The organism is Streptomyces sp. NPDC053493, assembly GCF_044544825.1.
In the GTDB taxonomy this organism is placed as follows: domain Bacteria; phylum Actinomycetota; class Actinomycetes; order Streptomycetales; family Streptomycetaceae; genus Streptomyces.
On record NZ_JBITXS010000001.1, the window covers coordinates 819788 to 838161 of the forward strand.

Annotated in this window: 14 protein-coding genes; 6 read left to right on the forward strand and 8 right to left on the reverse strand. The window is 73.9% G+C overall.

Annotated elements, in window-relative coordinates; genetic code table 11:
• Positions 1-2: 2 nt before the first annotated feature.
• Both ACIGO8_RS03670 and ACIGO8_RS03675 read right to left on the reverse strand, forming a co-directional pair.
• A complete protein-coding gene (locus tag ACIGO8_RS03670; protein WP_399723338.1) occupies positions 3-1271 on the reverse strand; it encodes an Ig-like domain-containing protein in 1269 nt (422 codons plus the stop codon).
• A gap of 202 nt (positions 1272-1473) precedes the next feature.
• On the reverse strand, positions 1474-1815 hold the full coding sequence (locus tag ACIGO8_RS03675; protein ID WP_399723340.1) for a hypothetical protein: 342 nt from the start codon (positions 1813-1815) through the stop codon (positions 1474-1476).
• 108 nt (positions 1816-1923) lie between these two features.
• Between ACIGO8_RS03675 and ACIGO8_RS03680 the strand changes: the two genes are divergently transcribed.
• Positions 1924-2193, forward strand: coding sequence for a hypothetical protein (locus ACIGO8_RS03680; RefSeq protein WP_399723342.1), 270 nt, complete (start codon positions 1924-1926; stop codon positions 2191-2193).
• A gap of 69 nt (positions 2194-2262) precedes the next feature.
• Here ACIGO8_RS03680 and hutH read toward each other — a convergent pair whose 3' ends face one another.
• On the reverse strand, positions 2263-3804 hold the full coding sequence (hutH, locus tag ACIGO8_RS03685; protein ID WP_399724302.1) for a histidine ammonia-lyase: 1542 nt from the start codon (positions 3802-3804) through the stop codon (positions 2263-2265).
• Positions 3805-4000: 196 nt separating this feature from the next.
• Between hutH and ACIGO8_RS03690 the strand changes: the two genes are divergently transcribed.
• Positions 4001-4552, forward strand: a complete 552-nt coding sequence (locus ACIGO8_RS03690; protein ID WP_399723343.1) for a YciI family protein — start codon at positions 4001-4003, stop codon at positions 4550-4552.
• A gap of 153 nt (positions 4553-4705) precedes the next feature.
• Here the strand turns inward: ACIGO8_RS03690 and ACIGO8_RS03695 are convergent, their stop codons facing one another.
• The 4 genes from ACIGO8_RS03695 to ACIGO8_RS03710 all read right to left on the reverse strand — a co-directional run bounded on the left by ACIGO8_RS03695 (position 4706) and on the right by ACIGO8_RS03710 (position 9325).
• Complete coding sequence (locus ACIGO8_RS03695; RefSeq protein WP_399723345.1) at positions 4706-5821, reverse strand: diguanylate cyclase domain-containing protein; 1116 nt, start codon at positions 5819-5821, stop codon at positions 4706-4708.
• Between the two features lie 105 nt (positions 5822-5926).
• Complete coding sequence (locus tag ACIGO8_RS03700) at positions 5927-6721, reverse strand: enoyl-CoA hydratase/isomerase family protein (RefSeq protein ID WP_399723347.1); 795 nt, start codon at positions 6719-6721, stop codon at positions 5927-5929.
• 60 nt (positions 6722-6781) lie between these two features.
• The gene (locus ACIGO8_RS03705; RefSeq protein WP_399723349.1) at positions 6782-7936 is read right to left on the reverse strand and encodes an adenylate/guanylate cyclase domain-containing protein; all 1155 of its coding nucleotides are present in this window, start codon (positions 7934-7936) and stop codon (positions 6782-6784) included.
• 537 nt (positions 7937-8473) lie between these two features.
• On the reverse strand, positions 8474-9325 hold the full coding sequence (locus ACIGO8_RS03710) for a biotin--[acetyl-CoA-carboxylase] ligase (protein WP_399723351.1): 852 nt from the start codon (positions 9323-9325) through the stop codon (positions 8474-8476).
• A 134-nt stretch (positions 9326-9459) separates the two neighbouring features.
• Between ACIGO8_RS03710 and ACIGO8_RS03715 the strand changes: the two genes are divergently transcribed.
• The 4 genes from ACIGO8_RS03715 to ACIGO8_RS03730 all read left to right on the forward strand — a co-directional run bounded on the left by ACIGO8_RS03715 (position 9460) and on the right by ACIGO8_RS03730 (position 16850).
• Complete coding sequence (locus tag ACIGO8_RS03715) at positions 9460-11064, forward strand: acyl-CoA carboxylase subunit beta (RefSeq protein WP_399723353.1); 1605 nt, start codon at positions 9460-9462, stop codon at positions 11062-11064.
• Between the two features lie 20 nt (positions 11065-11084).
• On the forward strand, positions 11085-11297 hold the full coding sequence (locus tag ACIGO8_RS03720; protein ID WP_399723355.1) for an acyl-CoA carboxylase subunit epsilon: 213 nt from the start codon (positions 11085-11087) through the stop codon (positions 11295-11297).
• Between the two features lie 189 nt (positions 11298-11486).
• Positions 11487-12032: a hypothetical protein gene (locus ACIGO8_RS03725; RefSeq protein WP_399723357.1), complete on the forward strand. Its 546-nt coding sequence runs from the start codon at positions 11487-11489 to the stop codon at positions 12030-12032.
• 3 nt (positions 12033-12035) lie between these two features.
• Positions 12036-16850 (forward strand): caspase family protein, encoded by a 4815-nt coding sequence (locus tag ACIGO8_RS03730; protein WP_399723358.1) that lies wholly within the window; start codon positions 12036-12038, stop codon positions 16848-16850.
• Here the strand turns inward: ACIGO8_RS03730 and ACIGO8_RS03735 are convergent.
• Positions 16832-18307: an MFS transporter gene (locus ACIGO8_RS03735; RefSeq protein WP_399723359.1), complete on the reverse strand. Its 1476-nt coding sequence runs from the start codon at positions 18305-18307 to the stop codon at positions 16832-16834. The two genes, ACIGO8_RS03730 and ACIGO8_RS03735, sit on opposite strands and share 19 nt — an antisense overlap.
• Between the last annotated feature and the right edge of the window lie 67 nt (positions 18308-18374).

An 18374-nucleotide genomic window follows, 5' to 3' on the forward strand; every position in this document is an offset into this window, starting at 1 on the left:
GGTCAGAGGGCCGAGCCGGCCTTCCACGCCGACCAGCTCATGTTCCAGCCGTTGAGGCCGTTGTCCGGCGCGATCGTCTTGTCCTTGGAGTTCTTGACCACGACGACGTCACCGACGATGGAGTGGTCGTAGAACCAGGCGGCCTGCTGGTTCGGGTCGCCGGCGCCCTTGACGTCGGCGAGGCCCACGCAGCCGTGGCTGGTGTTCACGCTGCCGAAGATGGAGCGCGCGCCCCAGTAGTTTCCGTGGATGAACGTGCCCGAGGTGGACAGGCGCATGGCGTGCGGCACGTCCTTGATGTCGTACTCGCCCTTGCCGTCGTCGTCGGTGAAGCCGACGGTGGCGCCGTTCATCCGGGTCTCCTTGAACTTCTCGGAGATCACCATCTGACCGTTGTAGGTGGTGTTCTCCGGCGAGCCCGCCGAGATCGGGATGGTCTTGACCGTGCGGCCGTCCTGCTTGACCGTCATGGTCTTGGCGGCCACGTCGACCACGGAGACCTGGTTGCGGCCGATCTTGAAGCTGACCGTCTTCTTCTGGACGCCGAAGACGCCGTTCGCGCCCTCGACGCCGTCGAGGTCGAGCTTCATGGTGACGGTCGAGCCCTCGGTCCAGTAGTTCTCCGGGCGGAAGTCGAGCCGCGTGGAGTTGAACCAGTGGCCGACGACCTCCTGGCCGGAGCTGGAGGTGACCTTGATGCCGCCCTGGACGGCCTTCTTGTCGGTGATCGCCTTGTTGAAGTTCACCGAGACCGGCATGCCGACGCCGACCGTGGAGCCGTCCTCCGGCGTGAAGTTGCCGATGAAGCTGTTGGCCTTCGACACGGTGGTGAAGGAGGAGTTCTCGTGCGCCTCCAGGCCGTCGGCGTCCTTGGCGGTCGCCGCGATCTTGTAGACGGTGCCGCGCTTGAGCTGGCCGCTGGGCTTCCAGCTCAGGCCGTCCGCGGCTATCTCGCCGCTGACGGTGTCGCCCTCGCCGGAGGTCATGGTGACCTGGGTCAGCTTGCCCTCGGCGACGGTGACCTTGGCGTCGTCGTTGATCGACGCGTTCTGGGAGCCGTTCTTCGGCGAGATGGTGATCTGCGCCTTGGAGGTCTTCTGCGCGGCGGCCTCGTCGACCTGGGCCTGGGACTGCCCGCTCTGCGACGCGTCCGCGGCGCTGCCGCCCTTGTCGTCGTTGCACGCCGAGAGCACCAGCACGCCGCCGAGCACCGCGGCCGCGGCCGCCAGGCTCTTGCGGCGCTTGCCGTAGGTCATCACACGCTTCTCCATCGTCGCCGACTACCGTCCACTTCCCACTGAAACACCCATGAGAACCCGTCCGGTTCCGTAACCGGGGGGTTTGTGGGGAACACCACTGTTCGACACGCACGGCCGGAACATTCGGTTCCCGGGTCCCCGCGTCAGCCGCGTCACAGGGCCCCGGGACGCCGACGCCGGCAGTCCCGGGGCCCTGCCGAGGCGGCTCGCGGGCTCAGGGGCGGTCTTCGTCGTCTTCCCGGTCACCATCTTCGTCGTCGAGGTCCCAGTCCATCGCATCGGGGTCGTAGTCGATCTCCTCACTGCTCCAGGACGCCTGGACGAGGTCGACGCCGGGAACGGTGCCGACCAGGTCGAAGGGCTCGACGAGATAGGCGAGGGCCTCGGCGCTGTCCTCGGCGACGGCGGCGCGGGCGTGCGTCCGCTCCTCCTCCGGCAGGGCCGGGTCGGTGTCGATCCGGCCGGCGGCGGCCTCGGCGAGCGCGGCGGGGCCGTCGATCTCGAGGACAAGGTCGACCCGAAGGCGTACATAGCGTGATGTCTCGGAAGTGCTCATGGCCGGAGCGTAGGTGCCGGAGGGCCTCGGCTTTCCCGCGACCCGCTGTGTTCATTAGCATCGGCGCACCTGCCAAATCCCTGGTTCCGCAAGGGGGATCGAAAGAACGTGTCCGTCGCCCGACGCCCGCTGCTCACCGCCACCGCCGCGGGGACACTGCTCTGCGCGCTGTGGTTCGTGCCGTCCGCGAACGCCACCGGGGAACAGGGCAGAGCCGACGGTTCCCGGTCGGCCGTGACGGACGACGGGACCGGGGAGCGGCTCGCCGAGACCGGCGGCCTCGACACCACGCCGTACCTGCTGGGCGGGACGCTCTTCCTGGGTGTGGGCGCGGGCTTCGTGACGCTGGCGATGCGCCGTGGCGGCCGGGCGTCCTGACGGCCGCGGAACGTACGGCGAAGGGCCGCTCCCGGAGTCCGGGAGCGGCCCTTCGCCTGCGCGGAAGCGTTACGCCAGCGGGCCGGTGACCGGCTCCACGGCGGCGACGAGCCGGCCCTCGCGCACGAACGCGTCGGCGGCGGCCAGGTCGGGCGCGAGGAAGCGGTCCGGGCCGGGGCCCGCGACACCGGCGGCGCGCAGCGCCTCGATGGCGGCGGCGGAGGCCGGGGCCGGGCTCAGGCCGTGCCGCAGCTCGATGCCGCGGGTGGCGGCGTAGAGCTCGACGGCGATGATCCGGTTGAGGTTGTCGATCGCGGTGCGCAGCTTGCGGGCCGCGGACCAGCCCATGGAGACGTGGTCCTCCTGCATGGCGGAGGACGGGATCGAGTCGACGGAGGCCGGGACGGCGAGCCGCTTCATCTCGCTGACCAGTGCGGCCTGGGTGTACTGGGCGATCATCAGACCGGAGTCGACGCCGGCGTCGTCGGCGAGGAACGGCGGCAGGCCGTGCGAGCGGTTCTTGTCGAGGAGGCGGTCGGTGCGGCGCTCGGCGATGGAGCCGAGGTCGGCGGCGGCGATCGCGAGGAAGTCGAGGACGTACGCGACCGGGGCGCCGTGGAAGTTGCCGTTGGAGCGGACCTCGCCGTTGCCGAGGACGACCGGGTTGTCGACGGCGGCGGCCAGCTCGCGCTCGGCGACGAGGCGGGCGTGGGCCATGGTGTCGCGGCCGGCGCCGGCGACCTGCGGGGCGCAGCGCACGGAGTAGGCGTCCTGGACGCGCGGGGCCTCGCCGCTCTGGAAGTGGCCGGTGAGCTCGGAGCCCTTGAGCACGGCCAGCATGTTGGCGGCGGAGGCGGCCTGGCCCGGGTGCGGGCGGATGGCGTGCAGCTCGGGCTCGAGGACCTTCTCGGTGCCGAGGAGGGCTTCGAGGGAGAGGGCGGCGGTGACGTCGGCCGACTTGTAGAGGTTGTCGAGGTCGGCGAGCGCCATGATCAGCATGCCGAGCATGCCGTCGGTGCCGTTGAGGAGGGCGAGGCCCTCCTTCTCGCGCAGCTCGACGGGCTCGATGCCGGCGGCGGCGAGCAGCTCGCCGGCGGGCTTGACCACGCCGTCGGGGCCCTCGGCGTCGCCCTCGCCCATCAGCGCCAGGGCGCAGTGGGAGAGCGGGGCGAGGTCGCCGGAGCAGCCGAGCGAGCCGTACTCGTGGACGACGGGAGTGATCCCGGCGTTGAGGACGTCGGCCATGGTCTGGGCGACCTCGGGGCGCACGCCGGTGTGACCGGAGGCGACGGTCTTGAGCCGCAGGAACATCAGCGCGCGCACGACCTCGCGCTCGACGCGCGGGCCCATGCCGGCGGCGTGCGAGCGGACGATGTTGCGCTGGAGCTGGGTGCGCAGCTCGTGGCCGATGTGACGGGTGGCGAGCGCGCCGAAGCCGGTGGAGACGCCGTAGACCGGCTCGGGCTTGGCGGCGAGCGCGTCCACGGTGGCACGTGCGGCGGCGAGGGCCTGCACGGCCTCGGATGACAGCTCGACGCGCGCGCCGTGGCGGGCGACGTCGATGACGTCCTGCGGGGTGGTGCCGGACGTCCCAAGGACGACAGTCTGCATATCCATATTCAGCACCCTACGGACTGAAGAGCGACATGTCACTAGGTGACCGGACCGAGGGCCGCCTCCGGCTACTTTCCGTATACGGCAGGGAGCCGGAAGGTCCCGTTCCAGTCTGCCGTCGACCGGGAGACGACGAAGCCCACCGCGACGGAATCGCCTCGCCCCGAGGCGCTCGAACGGGCATCCTCTGCGCATGGAATTCCTCGTCTATCACCGCGACCGGCCCGGCTCGCTGTCGCTGCGTCAAGAGCTCTTGGAGGCCCACTGGGCGTACATGGACCGGTTCGAGAAGGAGTTGGTCGCCCGAGGGCCGGCCTTCACCGACGGCGGGCAGACGCTCGCCGGGAGCGTGCACATCGTCGACCTGCCCGATGCCGCCGCGGCCCGCGCCTTCGCCTTCGACGAGCCCAACTACCAGGCCGGCGCCTACCGGGACGTGCTGGTGCGGCGGTGGCGCAACCTGCTGGGCCGCACCATGTGGGAGTTTCCCGGCGGCCGGGAGGGCGGCCACCGCTATCTGGTGCTCGGGCTCGGGGCGGGAGACCCGGTCGACCTGACGGTGCCGGCGGGGCGGGCGGACGAGCTCGTCGCGTACGGGCCGCTGCTGTCCGACGACGGCAGCGGCTGGCTCGGCACGGCGGCGCTGCTCCAGGCACCGGACGAGGCGGCGGCGCGCGCCCTGCTGACGGTGGAGCGCTATGCCGCCGTCGAGGTATACGACTGGGAGTTCGGCGGCCGGCGGTAGGTGGCGGGCGGGCGCCCGCCGGGCGGCGCGGGGGCGCCTCCGGCGCCGGGGCGTTGTCCGGCGCCGGAGGCCTTTTCCGGCGCCGGTCCGGCGGGCGGGCCCGGGGCGCCCTCCGACGCCGGTCCGGCGGGCGGGTCGAGGGGCCCTCGGCGGTCAGACCGGTGGGGCGTCGCGGAAGCGGCGGCGGTCGCGGGCGCCGGGCGGGGCGTCGGCGAGCGGGATGACGGAACCGTCGCGGCCGGCCACGACGGGCTTGGCCGAGCGGGCGGCCTTGGCCTGGTACTGGGCCGCGTCGGCGAGCCGGAAGAGTCGGCGGGCGGACTTCAGCGCGCCGATCGGGTCGCCGGTGGACGCGACCCCGCACGCCACGCCCTCGCCGAGCTCCAGCTCGGCCGCCCGTACGCACAGCTCCTCGGCGACCGCGACCACCTCGTCCGCCGTCGGGCCGACCGTCAGCAGGCAGAACTCGTCGCCGCCGAGGCGGGCCGCGAGCGCGCCGGGAAGCATCGCGCCGCACCGTGACAGAACGGAGCCGAACCGTTCCAGCAGACGGTCGCCGACCGCGTGTCCGTGGGTGTCGTTGACCCGTTTCAGGCCGTTGAGGTCGCAGACCATCAGGCTCACCACGGAGCCGTCCGTGCGATAGCGCTCGATCGCCTCGTCGAGCCGGGTGTCGACGGCCCGGCGGTTGGCGAGCCCGGTCAGCGGGTCGGTGAAGGCGAGCTTGCGGACCTCCTCCAGGCGCTCGGCCTGGGCGATCCCGGCCGCCACCACGGCCGCGAGGACGGTGGCGAAGTCGGCCTCGTCGCGGTCGAAGGGCACCGCGCCGCCCGGCCGCGCCACGTACAGCTCGCCCCAGGCCCGCCCGTGCAGCACCACGGGCGCGACGACGCAGCAGCCGCGGCCGCGCCGCCGCAGGCCGGTGACCCGGCCGGTCGGGATGCGGTCGGCGGCCGTCTCCACCCACGCGTCGGGTTCGCCGCCGCCCGCCCACTGCTCGTGCAGGAACTCGGTGATCTCCGGGAACTGGTGGACGGGATACGTCTCGGCGTCCGGGAACTCCTCCTCGCCCACCGCCCGCTCCCCGGCGTTCACCAGGACCTTGAGCCGGCCGTGGTCCCGTTCCCAGACGGAGAGCGCGGCGAAGCTGCCGCCCAGCGCCTCGCAGGCACCCAGGGCGGCGGCCCGCCAGAACTCCCGCGGAGTGTGCGCGGCCGCCATCGCCTGAGCCAGCGCCACTACGGCCCGCAGTCGCACATCCTCACCCATTCCTCCAGCTTAGGGAGGTTTGATCAGTTTTCCCTTCCGAGACGTCACAGAACGTGACATTTGATGCAGATAGGGACGAAACGGAGACCCGGCCGGCGGCGCCGGTCACTCGCCCGGCCACTCCGGCTTCCGCTTCTCGTTGAAGGCCGCGACGCCCTCCGCCCGGTCGCCCGAGAAGGCCACCGAACGCCAGGCCGCGTCCTCGACCTCCAGGCCCGCCCGCAGGTCCAGGCCCTGGCCGAGCCGCATGGCCCGCTTGGCGGCGCGCAGCCCGACCGGCGAGTTGGCCGCGATCCGCGCGGCGAGCTCCAGGGCGGCCGGCCGGGCGTCCTCCTCCAGGAGGTCCACCAGGCCGAGCTCACGCGCCTCCACCGCCTCCACCCGGCGGGCCGTGAACACCAGCTCGGCGGCGCGGGCCGCGCCCACCCGGCGCGGCAGCAGCTGCGTACCGCCGCCGCCCGGGATCACGCCCACCGAGACCTCGGGCAGGCCGACCACGGCGGTGGCGTCCGCCACGATGACGTCGCAGGCGAGGGCCAGCTCGAAGCCGCCGCCGAGGGCGAAGCCGTGCACGGCGGCGACGGTGGGCATGGGCAGTTCGAGCACGCCGGTGTAGGCGGCGCGGGCGGTGGGCCGCTGGCGCACCAGCTCGGCGTCGCTGAAGGAGTTGCGCTCCTTGAGGTCGGCGCCGACGCAGAAGGCGCGGTCGTTGGACGAGGTCAGCACGGTGACCCGGACGGCCGGGTCGGCGGCGAGCGCGGCGCAGGCGGCGCCGATGGAGCGGGCCATCTCCGAGGAGACCGCGTTCATCGCCTTGGGCCGGTCGAGCACCAGCTCGGCGACATGCCCGGCCCCCTCCTTGCGGACCACCACGAACTCACCAAAACGCTGCTCGGACATGCTGAGAGCCCTCCCGGTCGAAGCCCGTTAACGAGTGTTAACGGCTGTTCACCGGAGATCCTAGGTCGGGCGGCGGCTCAGCAGCCAGGGCTCCACCACGCCGAGTCCACGCACCGGGCGCTGCCACATCGGCTGGAGCGCGAAGCGGTACGTCGGGGCACGCTCGCCCTCCTTCTCGGCGCGGGCGGCCTCCTCCGCGGCCCGGGCCTCGGAGACCGGCGCCTCGCCGGTCCTGGTCAGCTCCTCGGCCAGGGCGCTGTCGACCAGGACGGCGTCCTTCGGGGCTATCGAGGTGAGCCGGCTGGCGAGGTTGACCGTCGTGCCGAAGACGTCGCCCATCCGGGTCGTGACGGTGCCGAAGGCGATGCCGACCCGCAGCGCCGGCATGGTCTCGTCGTGGCTGAGCGTCTCGATCAGGCGCAGCGCGATCTCGGCGGCGGTGCCGGCGTCGTCGGCCGCGTAGAGCACCTCGTCGCCGAGGGTCTTGATGAGCCGGCCGCCGTGCGCGGCGACGAGGTCGGCGCAGGTGGTCTCGAAGGCCTCGACGAGTTCGCCGAGCTCCTCCTCCTCGAGGCGCCGGGTGAGCCGGGTGAAGCCGACGAGGTCGGCGAAGCCGACGGCGAGCCGGCGGTCGACCATCTCCTCGTCGTCGGCGGCCTGCACGACCCGGCCGGTGGCGGCGGCGAGCTGGCGCCGCCACACGTAGATCAGGAACTCCTCCAGCTCGGGCAGGAGCAGTTCGACGAGCGGGTACGTGACCTCGGTGCGGGTCATGCCGGGCTCGGGCGGCTCGGTCAGACCCTCCAGGAAGGAGTCGATCTGCCATTCGGCCAGCCGGGCGGTGGTCTGCCCGGTGGAGCGGGCGACCTGGACGGCCATCGGCTCGCTGAGCAGCCCGGCCTCGACGAGACCGGCGAGGCGGCGCAGCGCGAGCACGTCGGCCTCGGTCAGGGCCTTGGCCTGTCCGATGTCGGCGAAGCCCATCGCGCGCCAGAAGCGGGAGGCGAGCTCCATGGAGACGCCGGCGGTACGGGCGGCCTGGAAGGGCGTGTAGCGGCGGTCGGCGCCGAGGATGAGCTGTTCGAGGCGGATCGCGAGCGGGTCGTCGGTCGGCTCGGCCGTGTGGTCGACGACATGGTGGGGCGTGGGGTACGTGGGTGGCTCAGCTGGATCGGGTTCGGCCCCGCCGCCGTTGTTCGCGTCGTCGACGGTCACCGGCCGCCTCCTGCCCGTTCCCTGCCCACTGTCCTGCCGATCTGTCGCGTGGCCTGCGCTTCATGGATCGCGTGCCACGAATCGCGCTCCACGATACGACAGGTGTGTGCTGGCTCACGCCCGAACCGGCCGCGCATGGCGCGGTCCGGACGGGTGACGCGCGACCCGGCCGCCGCGACCCGCCCCGCCCGACGGCGTACGACGGGCCTCCCCGGCCCGTGCCCGACCGCGCGCCGCCTTCCGCGGCGGGGCCTGCGGCGGGGCACGCAGACGGGTCCGTAGCCGGGTCCACGACCGAGTCCGCGGCCGGACCGCCGACCGGGCTCGCGGCCGAGCCACCGGCCGGATCCGCAGCAGGGCACGTGGTCGGGCTCGAAGCCGAGCCGCCGACCAGACCCGCAGGCGGTCCGCAGCCGGGTCCACGGCCGGACCGCTGATCGGGCCCACGGCCGAGCCACCGACCGGGTCCGCAGCCGGGCCCGCGGCCGAGCCACCGGCCGAGTCCGCAGCCGGGCCTGGCGCCAGCCCTCGGCGGCCTCAGTCCGCGGCCCGCAGGTGGACGATGTCGCCCGCGGCCACCGCCTCCGTGCCGCCGCCCTCCGTGGCGACGACGAGGCGTCCGTCGCCGTCGACCGCGACGGCGTCGCCCTCCAGCATGCGTTCGCCGGGCAGGTCGGCGCGGACGCGGCGGCCGAGGGTGGCGCAGGCGGCCGTGTAGGTGTCCTGGAGGCCCGAGGCGGCCGGGTCGCCGTCGGCGCGGACCCAGGCCTCGTACCACTGCTCCAGGGAGCGCAGCACCGCCCGCAGCAGCGTGTCGCGGTCGGTGGAGACGGCGTCGGCGAGCAGGAGGGAGCCGGCGGCCGGGACCGGGAGCTCGTCCTCGCGGAGGGTGACGTTGACGCCGAGGCCGATCACGACGCCGTCCGCGCCGGCCCGCTCGGCGAGGATGCCGCCGGTCTTGCGCTCCTCGGCACCGACCCGTACGAGGAGGTCGTTGGGCCACTTGAGGGAGAGGTCGGTGCCGGCGGCCTTCGCGAGGCCCGTCGCCGCGGCCACTCCGGTGAGCAGCGGCAGCCAGCCCCAGCGGTGCACGGGCACGGCCGGCTTGAGGAGGACGGAGAGGAAGAGGCCGGAGCGGGCCGGGGCGACCCAGTCGCGGTCGAGCCGGCCGCGTCCGTGGGTCTGCTCCTCGGCGACGAGCACCGCGCCCTCGGGGAGTTCGTCGGCGCGGGCGGCGAGGTCGGAGTTGGTGGAGCCGGTGGACTCGACCACGTCGAAGGAGGTCCACAGGCCGTCGGGAAGCACGAGCGCGCGGCGCAGCGCGGGGGCGTTGAGGGGAGGCCGGTCGAGGTCGGACCAGCGTCCCGCTGAGTCTTGTGAGGACGTCATGCAAGCCAGCGTAGGTGTGGCAAACGCCGCACTGCCGAACCGTATCGACGCCGATACGCTACGGGTCAGTAGCAGGGCAGTAGTCCATTCGTAGTCATCGAACCCCCCGTGACCAGGCAGGGAGCCGCATCCCGATGTCCGAGCCGGCAGAGCACAACGAGATCGACATTCACACGACCGCGGGCAAGATCGCGGACCTGCAGCGCCGGATCGGCGAGGCGACGCACGCCGGTTCCGAACGGGCGGTCGAGAAGCAGCACGCGAAGGGGAAGCTGACCGCGCGCGAGCGCATCGCACTGCTGCTCGACGAAGGTTCGTTCGTCGAGCTGGACGAGCTGGCCCGGCACCGGTCGACCAACTTCGGCCTGGAGGCCAACCGGCCGTACGGCGACGGCGTGGTGACCGGCTACGGCACCGTCGACGGCCGCCCGGTCGCCGTCTTCTCGCAGGACTTCACCGTCTTCGGCGGCGCGCTCGGCGAGGTCTACGGCCAGAAGATCATGAAGGTCATGGACTTCGCGCTGAAGACCGGCTGCCCGGTCGTCGGCATCAACGACTCCGGCGGCGCCCGCATCCAGGAGGGCGTCATGGCCCTCGGCGCGTACGGCGAGATCTTCCGCCGCAACACCCACGCCTCCGGCGTCATCCCGCAGATCTCGCTGGTCGTCGGCCCCTGCGCGGGCGGCGCGGTCTATTCGCCCGCGATCACCGACTTCACGGTCATGGTCGACCAGACCTCGCACATGTTCATCACCGGCCCGGACGTCATCAAGACGGTCACCGGCGAGGACGTCGGCTTCGAGGAGCTGGGCGGCGCCCGCACCCACAACACCACCTCGGGTGTGGCGCACCACATGGCGGGTGACGAGAAGGACGCGATCGAGTACGTCAAGTCCCTTCTGTCCTACCTCCCTTCGAACAACCTCTCCGAGCCGCCGGCCTTCCCCGAGCAGGCCGAGACCGACGCGACGGACGAGGACCGCCAGCTGGACACCCTCATCCCGGACTCCGCGAACCAGCCGTACGACATGCACACCGTGATCGAGCACGTCCTCGACGACGGCGAGTTCCTGGAGACCCAGGCGCTGTTCGCGCCGAACATCCTCACCGGCTTCGGCCGCGTCGAGGGCTATCCGGTGGGTGTGGTCGCCAACCAGCCGATGCAGTTCGCCGGTTGCCTGGACATCGACGCGAGCGAGAAGGCCGCGCGTTTCGTGCGCACCTGCGACGCCTTCAACATCCCGGTCCTCACCTTCGTCGACGTGCCCGGCTTCCTGCCGGGCGTGGACCAGGAGTACGGCGGCATCATCCGGCGCGGCGCGAAGCTGATCTACGCGTACGCCGAGGCGACCGTCCCGCTGATCACGGTCATCACCCGCAAGGCCTTCGGCGGCGCGTACGACGTCATGGGCTCCAAGCACCTGGGCGCGGACCTCAACCTGGCCTGGCCGACCGCGCAGATCGCGGTCATGGGCGCGCAGGGCGCGGTCAACATCCTGCACCGCCGCACCCTCGCCGAGGCCGAGGCGAACGGCGAGGACCTCGAGGCGGTGCGCGCGCGCCTGATCCAGGAGTACGAGGACACCCTGCTCAACCCGTACATCGCGGCCGAGCGCGGTTACGTCGACGGTGTGATCCTGCCGTCCGACACCCGCCCGCAGATCGTGAAGGGCCTGCGTCAGCTGCGCACGAAGCGGGAATCCCTGCCTCCGAAGAAGCACGGGAACATCCCGCTCTAACCTCCGGGAGGGACAGCACGATGATCAAGGTCGTACGAGGAAACCCGACTCCCGAGGAGCTGGCCGCCGCACTGGCGGTGGTCCAGGCGCGGGCCGCGGCCACGGCGGCTGCCGCCGCGGCGGGCGGCGGCCCGCGGGTGCCGGAGGGCTGGGCCGACCCGGCGCGGATCGCCCGGGGCGTGCGTCACCGGCCGGGCCCGATGTCGTGGGCGCGGTCCTACCGGCCGGTCTAGAAGGTCGTACGGAGCGAAGGCCGGATCCCGTGTGCGGGGGGTCCGGCCTTCGTCATGCCGGTCGCCGCCGCGGCACCTCGGCCGGCACCGGCACGTCCGCCGGAGCGGTGGGGCGGGTGCGGCCGAAATGCTTCTGGAATCACGGGAGTTGCGGGCCTAGCCTCAGGGAGCTCTGGCATCGGAGGTCACGTGAGGATCACCCTTGAGGTCACCGGCGCGGGCGGCGCCCTCGAGTTACGGGAGTGGCTGCGCGGCGATCCCGAGCTGCGCACGCGGGTGGGCGGCGCCACCACCGGAACGCCGCCCGAGGCGGAAGCGGAGCCGGAGCCGGAGCCCGGGACGATGGGCGGTCCGGGCGAGATCGTCTCGCTGCTGCTCCAGCCGGGCGGCCTGACCGTCACGCTCGCCGCCTCGGTGGTGGCCTGGCTCCAGACCCGCCGCGGCACCCAGTCCGTGACCCTCACCCGGCCCGACGGCACCCAGGTCGTCGTCACCTCGGAGGGCGTCCGCGGTCTGACGCCCGAGTCCAGCGGCGAACTGGCGGAGCGCGTGGCACGGGCGCTGGAGGCGCCGGCCCGCCCGGCCCCGGAGTCGCCCGCTGCCGAGCCGTCGGCCTGCGAGCGGTCGGCCTCCGAGTCGTCGGCCTCCGGGCGGCAGGAGGCCGATCCCGGGGCCGCCGGCCCGCCGGACGCCGGTCGCCGGCAGGACGGGCCGCCGAGCGCCGGGAACGGCTGAGCCATGGCCGGCGGCGAGTGGGGGGATCTCGCGGGAGCCGACTGCCACGCGGTGGTCGTCGGGACGGGACGGCAGGGCGACGGCGCGGGCCTCGCGGACCTGCCCGGTGCCGCGCGCTCGGCCCGGGAGCTGGCCCGGCTGCTGCGCGAGCGCGCCGGGATGGCCGGCCGGGTCACCGAGATCATCGACCCGGAGAGCCCGACGGAGGTGCTCGCCGCGGTGCGGACCGCCGTCCACCGCGCGGAGGGCGGCGCCGTCCTGTTCTGCTTCGTCGGCCACGGCCTGCTCGGCCCGCGCCGGCAGCTCTATCTGGCCACCACGCGCACCGCCACGGCCGACGACACCGTCAACGCCGTGCCGTACGCGGAGATCCGCAACCTGCTCGCCGACGCCTCCGCCCGCACCGTCGTCGTCCTCGACTGCTGCTTCTCCGGCCGGGCCGAGGCCGCGCCCAGCGGCGCCCACCGCGACCCGTACGTCTCGGCCCGCCCGGCCGGCAGCTTCCTACTCGCCTCGGCGACCCACTACGCCGCCTCGTTCGCGCCGGTCGGCCAGGAGCACACGCTCTTCTCCGGCGAGCTGATCCGGCTGCTCGCGGAGGGCGATCCGAGCGGCCCGAAGTGGCTGACGCTCATCGACCTCTACCGGATCCTCGACCGGCGCTTCCAGGGCGGTCCGGCGCGCCCGTACGCGGACGGCGTCGGCCGCGCCGGCGATCTGGTCGTGACCCGCAACGCCGGCTACCTCGCCGTCGCCCCTTCCTCGCCCGGCGGCGAGGGCGGGAGCGCGGCGCCCGAGGCACAGGCGCCCGGCCCGTGCCCGTATCCCGGCATGCGGCCGTTCCTGCCGGAGCAGAGCCATCTCTTCTTCGGGCGCGAGGAGTTGTCCGAGGCCCTGCGGCGGCAGGTCGAGCACGGGCAGGGACCCGTCGTGCTCGTGGGCGCGTCCGGGGCCGGCAAGTCCTCGCTGCTGCGGGCCGGTCTGGTGGCGGGTCTGGAGGAGCGCCGCGCGGGCTCGGTGCTGCTGGTGCCGGGGCCGGGCGCCCGGCCCTTCCACCGGCTCGTCGAGCGCTGGGCGCAGGCGGTGCGCAGACCGTTCGCCGAGGTGGAACGGGAGCTGGGCGCGGGCCGGTTCGTCGGCGCCGGCGGGCCCGCCGTGCTCGTCGTCGACCAGCTGGAGGAGCTCTTCACCGACTGCGACGACGCCGAGGAACGCGAGCTGTTCGTCCGGGCCCTGGCCGGCGCGGACCCGGCGACGGCGCCGCGGATCGTGCTCGGCCTGCGGGCGGACTTCTACGGGCCGTGCCTGCGCGACCCGCGGCTCGCCCGGATCGTGCGGGCCGGCCAGTTCACCGTGCCGGCGATGTCCGACGACGAACTGCTCGCGGCGATCGAGCGGCCGGCGGAACACGCCGGTCTGCGCCTGGAGGACGGCCTGGCGAGCCATCTGCTGCACGAGCTGCGCCTGGAGACGGCCGGGGACGGCGAGGCCGTCGCCCTGCCGTTCCTGGCGCACGCCCTCCAGCAGACCTGGGCCAGGCGCCGTGGCGCCCTGCTCACCTTCAGCGGTTACGAGAGCGCGGGCGGGATCCGCAGCTCGGTGGCCCGGGTCGCCGACGAGGTCCACGACGCCCTCGACGCGGACGGACGCGCACGGCTGCGGGCGCTGCTGCTGCGCATGGTGACGCTGGTGGACGCGGGCGGCCGCGCGGTGCGCCGCCGGGTGCCGGTGCCGGAGGCGGAGGGCGACGCGGACCGGGAGCTGCTCGACCGGCTCGCCGACGCCCGGCTCGTCGTCCTCGACCGGGGCGAGGCGCAGTTGTGCCACGACTCGCTGCTCTACGGGTGGCCGCTGCTGCGCGACTGGATCCGCGCGGACCGGGTCCGGCTGCTCGTCCTGCGGCGGGTCGGCGACGCCGCCGACACCTGGCACGAGGCGGGCCGGCCGCCCGCCATGCTCTATCGCGGCGACCAACTGGCCACCGCCCGCTCACTGCTGACGGACCCACCGCCGAAGACGCGTCCCTGGTGGAAGCCGCGTGCCACCCCCGGCCAGCCGCTCCCAGGCGGCCCAGACGGCCGCGGCCGGGGTGACTCGGGCGTCCCGAGTGGTCCGGGCGACGGCGGTCCGAAGGCCGGCGGGCCCAGCGCCGACCGTCCCAACCCCGTCGCACCCGGCGCCGACGGTCCCGAGGCCGTCGCGCCCGACGCCGTCGCACCCGGCACCGAAGATCCCGGCTCCGCCGGTCGGGCCGCGGGCCGGGTGGCCGGTCAGGACGGGGGGCCGCTCGGGCCGCTCCGGCCCGTGGAGCGGGACTTTCTGGTGGCGGGCGAGCGGGCCGAGCGGCTGGGTCGGCGCGTGCGGCGGGCGATCGTCGCCGGGGTGGCCGGGCTCGCGGTGCTGGCCGGTTCGCTCGCCGTCGTCGCGCGCGGCGCCCAGCGCGACGCCGAGGCACGCGAGACCGTCGCCGTCGCCAACCAGCTGGCCGCCCAGGCGGACACCATGCGCGAGCGCGACCCGCAGACCGCGCTGCGGCTCAGTCTCGCCGCGTACCGCACCGCCGAGACCAGCGAGACCCGTTCCAGCCTCTACGCCTCGTACCTCTCCCGCCCTCAGGTGGAACTCCGGGGCGACGTGCGCCAGCCCGTACTCAACCTGGCCTACGGCCCGGACGGGAAGGTCCTGGCCGTCGGCCGGCGCACCGGCCGGATCCGGCTGTGGGACCTCACCGTGCCCAACGCGCCGGCCCGGGGCGCCGAGCTGCGCCTCGACGGGACCGCGCCGATCGCCTTCCACCCGAGCCGCCCGCTGCTCGCCGCACTGGGCAAGGCCGCGCTGCGGCTGTACGACGTGACCGACCCCGCCCACCCGAAGCAGGTCGGCGAGCAGCGGCTCGCCGCGACGCAGTCGTTCAGCGTCGCCTTCAGCCCCGACGGGCGGACGCTCGCGGCGGGCAGCGAGGCCGGGCGGCTGCGGCTGTGGGACGTGGCCGTGCCGTCCCGGCCGAGGCCGCTGCTCGACCGGACCGTCGCCCGCGCGGAACTGATCTCGGTGGCGTTCCCTCACGACGGACGTTTTCTGGCCACGGGCAACGGCAACAGCCAGGACGCGTCCGGGCGGAACCGCCCCGCCGAGGTGCGGCTGTGGGACGTCCGCGATCCGGCCCGCGCCACCCTGCTGACCACGGTCACCAGCGCGTCCGTCATGGCGGTCGCCTTCCATCCGAAGCGGGACCTGCTGGTGGCGACCGGCGGCGAGGGCGCGATGGCCTGGTGGACGGTCGCCCGCGACGGGCGGCGGCTCGACCGGATCAAGCCGGAGGACGGGTTCCAGGGCACCTGGGGCTACGGCAGTAGCCTGCCGTCGCTCAGCTTCCGCCCCGACGGCAAGATGCTCGCGGCGGCGCAGGCCGGCGATCCGGGCGGGGCCGCGGTCCGGGCGGTGGCCCGTACCGACGACGCGGCCCTGCTGTCGTCCTCCGCCGAGAACGGCACCCTGCCGAGCGGGGAGCCGGCCCAGTCGGTGGCCTACAGCCGCGACGGCGCCTATCTCGCGCTGGGCGACACCGGCGGCAACGTACGGCTGTGGCCGGAGCTGGCGCCCGCGCTCGCCGTCCCCGGCAGGCTGGCGTCCGGGGATCCCGGCACGCGGCCGTACAGCGCCGACGGACGGTTCGTGCTCACCGACGAGAGCGACGCCGGTTCGCTGCTGGGCGGCGAGGTCCGCGTCTGGGACATGAGCACCGCGGACACGCTGAAGGGTGTCCCGCCGCGGAGGAGCTTCACGCTGCCCCGCCCGTGGGAGGCGAGGTACTTCCTGCCCGGCCGCGACCGGCCGATGCTGCTCGCGCACCGATGGACGGAGGGCACCGACGACCACGCCTTCCGGGTCTGGGACCTGGGCGGCGACGGTCCTCCGGTCGCCGGCGGCGAGATGCCGGTGCGGGCGGGCGACGTGCGGACGGCGATGTCTCCCGACGGCGCACTGCTCGTGATCGGCTCGTCCCGGGAGCCGTCGGCTGCGGTCTGGGACATCCGCGACCCGCGCCGGCCGGTGCGGCGGGCGGTGATCGCGGTGACGCCGTCGTACGAGCCGGAGAGCATGTTCTTCATGGGTCCGCGCGGTCTTGCGACCGTGGAGGGCGACGGCCGCAGCCGCGGGCTGAACCTGCGGCTGTGGGATCTCGAGGATCCCACCCGCCCCTTCCGGGTGCCGGCGCCGCTCAAGGACGCGGCCCGCGACCACGCCATGTACGTGCGCTCGCTGCGGTTGCTGGTCGCCGACCGGACCGACCAGAGCGCCCAAATGTGGGACATGACGGACATCCGGCACCCGAAGCCCGTCGGCCGGCTTCCGGCGGCTCCGGGCGGCTACCACCCGGTCGGCGACCTGCTCGCCACCACGCTCCAGGACGGCACCGTGCGGCTCGTGGACGTGAAGGACCCGAAGCACCCGAAGGTCCGGCACACCTTGCGCTTCGACCGCGAGATCACCGACGTCCAGGTGGCCCCGGACGGCACCCGGGTCCTCACCGGCTCGCCGTACCGCATCTGGGACGTCGAGCCGGACGGCAGCTGGCGGATGCCGGCGGTGGCCACGCTGGACGGGGTGCGCAGCGTGGCCCTGCTGCCGGGGAGGACGCCGTACGTGATCGTGCTGCCGGATCGGACCAACCTGGACGAGACGGAGGCCACGTACCTCCTCGACCGCGACACCCGCAAGGTCTACGAGCGGCTGTGCGCGACCCATCCGCTGGGCGTGGAGCCGGACCAGTGGAAGGCCCTCTTCCCGCATCTGGACTACCGCGAGTCCTGCTGACGGGAGGCGGCCCGGCGGGACCGTCCGAGGAACAGCGCCGAGGCGAGCGCGCCGAGGAGGACGACGGCCGCGTTGACCAGGACGGCGCGGCCGATGCCGTCGGGGAGCGCGGCGGAGGTGACGACGACGGCGCTCATGACCGGCGTGCCGAGCGTGATGCCGACCTGCTGGGTCATGGTGGCGATGCCGGTGGCCATGCCCTGTTCGGCGTCGGGCAGTCCGGAGGTGGCGGTGACCATGAAGCCGACGATGGCGAGCATGTTGCCGATGCCGCCGACGAAGGTGCCGGCGAGCAGCAGGGCGTACGTGCTCCGCTCGTCGCCGAGTGCGGTGAGGGAGAGGGTCGCGGCGGCCTGGACCACTCCGCCGGCGACGAGGGCGGTACGGGCGGAGAAGCGGCCGATGAAGCGCGGGGCGAGCAGGCCGCCGAGGACCGTGCCGGCGCCCAGGACGCCGAAGGAGAGGCCGGCGGCGAGCGGGGAGAAGCCGAGCACGTCCTGGAGGTGCAGGGTCATCAGGAAGACCAGGGAGGTCTCGGTGGCGAAGGCGACGAGACCGGCGAGGTTGCCCCAGACGACGGTGCGGCGGCGCAGCACCCGGACCGGGACGAGGGGCGCGGCGGAGCGCCGTTCGATCAGCGGGAAGGCGGTCAGCAGGGCGACGGCCGCGGCGAGGGCGACGAGGACGCCGGGGTCGGTCCAGCCGTGCTCGCCGGCGGCGGTGAGCCCGTAGACGAGGGCGAGCAGGCCACCGGTGACGGTGATCGCGCCGGGCACGTCCAGGCGCGGCCGGGCGGCCGGGCGGCTCTCCTTGACGACGGCCGGGGCGACGAGGAGGACGGCGAGCGCGACGGGCACGTTGATGAAGAAGGCCCAGCGCCAGGAGAGCAGGTCGGTGAGGACGCCGCCGAGGACGGCGCCGGTGGTGAAGCCGGCGGACATCAGGGCGCCGTTGAGGCCGAGGGCGCGGGCGCGCAGCGGGCCCTCGGGGAAGGAGGAGGTGAGCAGCGAGAGTCCGGCGGGCGTGACGGCGGCGGTGGCCAGGCCCTGGGCGACGCGGGCGGCCATCAGCATCTCGGGGCCGGTGGCGAGGCCGCCGACGAGTGAGGCGACGCCGAGGACGGCCATGCCGCCGAGGAAGATCCGGCGGCGGCCGACGAGGTCGGCGACGCGCCCGAAGAGCAGGGTGAATCCGGCGGCGGCGAGGGCGAAGGCGGTGGCGATCCACTGCAGGCCGCCGAGGCTGAAGCCGAGTCCCTGGCCGATGACGGGAAGGGCGACGTTCAGGATCGAGAAGTCGACGGCCAGCATGAACTGGGCGACGAGGAGGACGACGAGGACGAGCCGCATGCGGCCGGTCATGCGGGTGTCCGGAGGAGCGTTCGTCGTGGTGTCGGTGGAGGCGGCGTCGGCGGGCGTGCCGGCGCCGGCGGGCGCGGAGACATCGAGGGCAGCCATGAACAGACCCCTTAATGGGAAGCTCGTTCCGTTAGGATGTCCCCGACAGTAGCAGAGCAAGAGTTCT

Coding starts and splice junctions, on each gene's coding strand:
- ACIGO8_RS03670 (WP_399723338.1), bottom strand. CDS start 1,271: ATGGAGAAGCGTGTGATGACCTACGGCAAGCGCCGCAAGAGCCTGGCG.
- ACIGO8_RS03675 (WP_399723340.1), bottom strand. CDS start 1,815: ATGAGCACTTCCGAGACATCACGCTATGTACGCCTTCGGGTCGACCTT.
- hutH (WP_399724302.1), bottom strand. CDS start 3,804: ATGCAGACTGTCGTCCTTGGGACGTCCGGCACCACCCCGCAGGACGTC.
- ACIGO8_RS03690 (WP_399723343.1), top strand. CDS start 4,001: ATGGAATTCCTCGTCTATCACCGCGACCGGCCCGGCTCGCTGTCGCTG.
- ACIGO8_RS03695 (WP_399723345.1), bottom strand. CDS start 5,821: ATGGGTGAGGATGTGCGACTGCGGGCCGTAGTGGCGCTGGCTCAGGCG.
- ACIGO8_RS03700 (WP_399723347.1), bottom strand. CDS start 6,721: ATGTCCGAGCAGCGTTTTGGTGAGTTCGTGGTGGTCCGCAAGGAGGGG.
- ACIGO8_RS03710 (WP_399723351.1), bottom strand. CDS start 9,325: ATGACGTCCTCACAAGACTCAGCGGGACGCTGGTCCGACCTCGACCGG.
- ACIGO8_RS03715 (WP_399723353.1), top strand. CDS start 9,460: ATGTCCGAGCCGGCAGAGCACAACGAGATCGACATTCACACGACCGCG.
- ACIGO8_RS03720 (WP_399723355.1), top strand. CDS start 11,085: ATGATCAAGGTCGTACGAGGAAACCCGACTCCCGAGGAGCTGGCCGCC.
- ACIGO8_RS03730 (WP_399723358.1), top strand. CDS start 12,036: ATGGCCGGCGGCGAGTGGGGGGATCTCGCGGGAGCCGACTGCCACGCG.
- ACIGO8_RS03735 (WP_399723359.1), bottom strand. CDS start 18,307: ATGGCTGCCCTCGATGTCTCCGCGCCCGCCGGCGCCGGCACGCCCGCC.